This is a genomic window from Nocardiopsis potens DSM 45234, from assembly GCF_000341105.1.
In the GTDB taxonomy this organism is placed as follows: Bacteria; Actinomycetota; Actinomycetes; order Streptosporangiales; family Streptosporangiaceae; genus Nocardiopsis_A; species Nocardiopsis_A potens.
This window is the reverse complement of the sequence record NZ_ANBB01000110.1, coordinates 1-4,206: the sequence shown is the minus strand read 5'-3', so window position 1 is coordinate 4,206 and position 4,206 is coordinate 1. Positions and strand designations below refer to the sequence as shown.

At 76.5% G+C, this 4,206-nt stretch carries 1 protein-coding gene; it reads left to right on the top strand.

Going from position 1 to position 4,206, the window contains the following annotated elements:
- Positions 1-4,206: type I polyketide synthase (locus tag D459_RS35195; RefSeq protein ID WP_017596705.1), on the top strand; the 4,206-nt coding region annotated here is incomplete at both ends.

Genomic DNA, 4,206 nt, shown 5'->3' with positions numbered 1-4,206 from the left:
TCCGCCGGAGAAGCCTGGACCAACGGCCTCACCATCGACTGGGCGAGCCTGTTCGCGAACACCGGCGCCAGGGCCGTCGACCTGCCCACCTACGCCTTCCAGCGCGAACGCTACTGGCTCGACGCCGGGCGGGCCGCGCAGCGGTCGCCCGAGGACGACCTGCGGTACACGATCGAGTGGAAGCGCCCGGCCCGCCCGTCCTCCGGGGCGGCCGAGCTCTCCGGCACCTGGCTTCTGGTCCACTCGGACGCCGACGCCCCCGAGGACACCGGCCTCGGCGCCGTCCGCGCGGCCCTCGAAGCGTCCGGCGCGCGGACGGTCCCCGTCGGCGTCCCCGCCGATGCGGACCGGGCCGCCCTCGCCGAAGCGCTGGCCTCGGCGGCCGCCGGTTCCGGCGAGGCCGAAGACGCCCCGGCCGGGGTCGTCTCGCTGCTCGCCCTCACCGGCGCCGATGACGACGGCGCCGCCGGTGCCGACGATGCCGGCGGCGTCCGCCCCTCCGGCACCGCCGCGGCCCGCACCCTCGTCCTCCTGCAGGCGCTCGCCGACATCCCCGCCCCCGCCCGGCTGTGGTGTGTGACGCGCGGGGCGGTCTCGGCCGTCCGCACCGACCCCGCCGCCGACCCAGCACAGGCAGCGGTCTGGGGCCTGGGCCGCGTCGCCGCCCTGGAACACCCCGACCTCTGGGGCGGCCTCATCGACCTGCCCCGCCGGGCCGGCGCGGAGGAGCAGGGCGACGCCGACGCCGAGGTCCGCGACGCTCTGGCGGCCGTGCTCGCCGGGGCCCACGGCGACGAGGACCAGGTCGCCGTGCGCCGCTCCGGGGCCCTGGTGCGCAGGCTCTCCCGTGCCCCCCTGTCCGCTCGGCGGCCGGCCCGCGACCGGAACCTGGACGGCACCGTCCTGGTCACCGGCGCCGACGACCCGTCGGGGGCCGACGTCGCCCGGAGCCTGGCCCGCGACGGTGCGCGGCACCTGCTGCTCCCGGTTCCGCCGGGCTCCGACGTCCCGGCCGGGCTCGCCGCCGAACTGGAGGAGGACGGCGCCCGCGTCACCGTCGTCCACCGCGACCTCGCCGACCCCGATGCGGCGGCCGCCGTCCTCGACTCCGTCCCCGCCGACTCCCCGCTGGTGTCGGTGGTCCACGCGCCGCCGCTCGTCCGCGCCGCCGCCCTCCTGGACACCGGCGCCGACCTGCTCGGCGCGGTCATGGCCGAGAAGGCCGCGGGCGCGGCGAACCTCGCCGCGCTGCTGGTGGAGCGCCGCGGCCGCGGCCAGGACTCCGACCTGCACTCGGTGGTGCTGTTCTCGTCCATCGTCGGGCTCTGGGGAGGGGCCGGTCAGGGCGCCTACGCCGCCGGGGCCGCCGCCGTCGACGCGCTCGCCGAGGAGATGCGCGCCGCGGGCCTCCCCGCCGCCTCCATCGCCTGGAGCCCGTGGGAGGGCGGGCCGGCCACCACCGGCGCCGAAGGGGAGCGCCTGCGCCGGCTCGGCGTCCGCCCGCTCCGCTCGGACGCCGCCGTCGACGCGCTGCGCAGGACGGTCGAGCACGGTCTGGCCTTCACCGTCATCGCCGACGTCGACTGGGAGCGGTTCGCGCCCGGCTTCACCTCCGCCCGGCCGAGCCCGCTGCTCGGCGACGTCCTCGAGGCCCGCCGGGCCGTCGACGCCGGCGCGGGGGGCGCGGCCGGTGCCGCAGGGGCCGCCTCCCCGCTCGCGGAGCGGCTGGCCGGCCGGTCGGAGGCGGACCGGCGCCGGGAGGTGCTGGCCCTGGTCCGCGGCCATCTCGCCGCCGTCCTCGACCACGCCTCGCCCGAGGCCGTGGACACCTCGCGGGCCTTCCGGGAACTGGGATTCGACTCGCTCACCGCGGTCGAGCTGCGCAACCGGCTCAAGGCCGCCACCGGCCTGACGCTCCCGGCCACGCTCGTCTTCGACTACCCCACCCCGGTCGCGCTCGCCGACCACCTGCTCACCCTCGTCTCCGGGGACGATGAGAGCGCCGGCGAGGACGCACGGCGCCGCCCCACCGGGGACGCCGGGGGCGCCGGCGACGACCCCGTCGTGATCGTCGGCATGGCGTGCCGGTTCCCCGGCGGCGTCGACTCGCCGGAGGCGCTGTGGCGGCTGGTGGCCGCGGGCGAGGACGCCATCACCCCGATGCCGGGCGACCGGGGTTGGGACCTGGAGGGCATCTACGACCCCGACCCGGACGCGCCCGGACGCACCTACGTGCGGGCCGGCGGGTTCCTCGACGACGCGGCCGGCTTCGACCCGGCGTTCTTCGGGATCTCACCGCGCGAGGCGCTGGCCATGGACCCGCAGCACCGCCTGCTGCTGGAGACCTCCTGGGAGGCGCTCGAACGCGCGGGCGTGGTCCCCGAGGAGATGCGCGGCCGCCCGGTCGGCGTCTTCGCGGGCACCAACGGGCAGCACTACGCCCCGCTGCTGCAGGACCCGCCCCGGGAGCTGGAGGGCTATGTCGGCACCGGCAACGGGTCCAGTGTCATGTCCGGCAGGGTCTCCTACACGCTGGGGTTCGAGGGCCCGGCACTGACCGTGGACACCGCGTGCTCGTCGTCGCTGGTCGCGCTCCACCTGGCGGTGCAGGCGCTGCGGAACGGCGAGTGCGACATGGCGCTGGCCGGCGGGGTCACCGTCATGTCCACCCCTGACATCTTCATGGAGTTCAGCAGGCAGCGCGGGCTCTCCGAGGACGGGCGCTCCAAGGCGTTCGCGGCGGCGGCCGACGGGTTCGCCCTGGCCGAAGGGGTCGGGATGCTGCTGGTGGAGCGGCTGTCCGACGCCCGCCGCAACGGCCACCGGGTGCTGGCCGTCGTCAAGGGCACCGCGACGAACCAGGACGGCGCGTCCAACGGTCTGACCGCGCCGAACGGCCCCTCCCAGCAGCGGGTGATCCGCGCCGCGCTGGCCGACGCCGGGCTCTCCACCGGCGACGTCGACGCCGTCGAGGCCCACGGCACCGGCACCCGGCTCGGCGACCCGATCGAGGCGCAGGCGCTGCTCGCCGTCTACGGGCGCGGGCGCGGGGACGCCGCCCCGCTCCGGCTCGGCTCGCTGAAGTCGAACATCGGGCACACCCAGCCGGCGGCGGGCGTCGCCGGGGTGATGAAGATGGTGCTGGCGCTGCGCAACGGCGTGCTGCCGAAGACCCTGCACGTCGACGCCCCCACCCCGGAGGTCGACTGGGACGCGGGCGCGGTCGAGCTGCTCACCGAGGAGATGCCCTGGCCCGCCGGGGAGGACGGAGACGCCGGCCGGGCACGCCGGTTCGGGGTCTCCTCGTTCGGGATCAGCGGCACCAACGCCCACGTGATCATCGAGGAGGCGCCGCAGGAGGCCGCCGAAGACGGCAGCGCCGACAGCGGTATTGACGGCGGCGCTGAGGGCGGCGCCCCGGCCTCCGCCTCGGAGGAGCCGGAGGAAGGGAGCGCCCCCGCCCTCCCGGCCGTTCCGCTCCTGGTGTCGGGGGCGACTGCGGGTGCGCTGGACGCCCAGCTCGCCCGGTTCGAGGACTTCCTGGCCGAGCGGCCGGACCTGAACCCGGCCGACGTGGGCTTCTCCCTGGCGACGGGACGCTCGGTCTTCGAGCACCGTGCCTTCGCCCTGGCCGGAGAGGCCGGGCGACCGACCGGCGAATGGACTCGCGGCTCCGTGGCGGGCCAGGGGCGGACGGTGTTCGTCTTCCCCGGGCAGGGCTCCCAGTGGATCGGCATGGGCGCCGAACTCCTCGACTCCTCCCCCGTCTTCGCCCAGGCCATCAACGAATGCGAAGCGGCGTTCGCGGGACTGGTCGACTGGTCGCCCCCCGACGTGCTGCGCGGCGCCGAAGGCGCCGCCTCCCTGGACCGGGTCGACGTCGTCCAGCCCGCCCTGTTCGCGATGATGGTCGGCCTGGCCAAGGTCTGGCGCTCCCTCGGGATGGAACCGGACGCGGTGCTGGGCCACTCCCAGGGCGAGATCGCCGCCGCCCACGTGGCAGGGGCGCTCTCGCTGGAGGACGCCGCACGCGTCGTCATCCTCAGATCCCAGGCGCTGCGCGCGCTCGCCGGATCAGGCGGCATGGTCTCCATCGCCGCACCCAAGGACCAGGTCGAACAGATCATCGCAGGGCGGGAAGGGCTGTCCATCGCGGTGGTCAACGGCCCGAGCGCCACCGTCGTCTCCGGCGACGCGAACCTCCTC